The organism is Mesorhizobium sp. M7A.F.Ca.ET.027.03.2.1 (assembly GCF_003999175.1).
Taxonomy (GTDB): Bacteria; Pseudomonadota; Alphaproteobacteria; order Rhizobiales; family Rhizobiaceae; genus Mesorhizobium.
The window spans coordinates 1-507 of sequence record NZ_RZOM01001853.1 but is presented as its reverse complement, the minus strand read 5'-3'; the positions used below and the strand labels follow the sequence as shown (position 1 = coordinate 507).

1 protein-coding gene is annotated in these 507 nt (G+C 60.7%); it reads left to right on the top strand.

Features of this window, described 5'->3' with window-relative positions; all coding sequences use genetic code 11:
- Nucleotides 1-285, top strand: a 285-nt coding sequence (locus tag EN750_RS39815) for a hypothetical protein (protein ID WP_210212815.1), incomplete at its 5' end; no start/stop codon positions are given.
- Nucleotides 286-507 lie beyond the last annotated feature (222 nt).

Below are 507 nucleotides of genomic sequence, written 5' to 3'. Positions count from 1 at the left end.
GTTCACAAGGCAGCAGTGCTGGCCGGAGCGCCGCCGTCCCGCCACTCTGCCTTCCAGGACCCCGAGGTCCAGAAAGCTCAGCTTTGGGTGCCCACGCTCTACGAGGCCGCAAAAAAGGCTTGGATGGAAGGCCGCCCGCGTCACGCGCTGACTTTCGAGATGATTGACGCGATCGGCCTCCAGGTCAATCGCGCCATCATCGGCGAAGCGACCGCACAAGAGGCGATGGACAAAGCGAACGGTGATGTCACCAAGCTGCTCAAAGATGCAGGCTACATCAAATAGCGTTCCGTCCACGCGGGCGGTCGTCATCCTACCGCCCGCTCCGCAGCCCTTCAATCTCGAATGCCGGCGTTCGGCCGCCGTAAAGTGTACAGAATGAGACGAACCGAGCGATGAGATTTAGCGTGGTCGACAGTATCCCGGGCTCCCGACCGAAGAGCCAATGGGACCGCGAAAGCCGCGAGCGTTTGATCTTTCTAACGCCGGCCGTGGCCTATCTTTTCT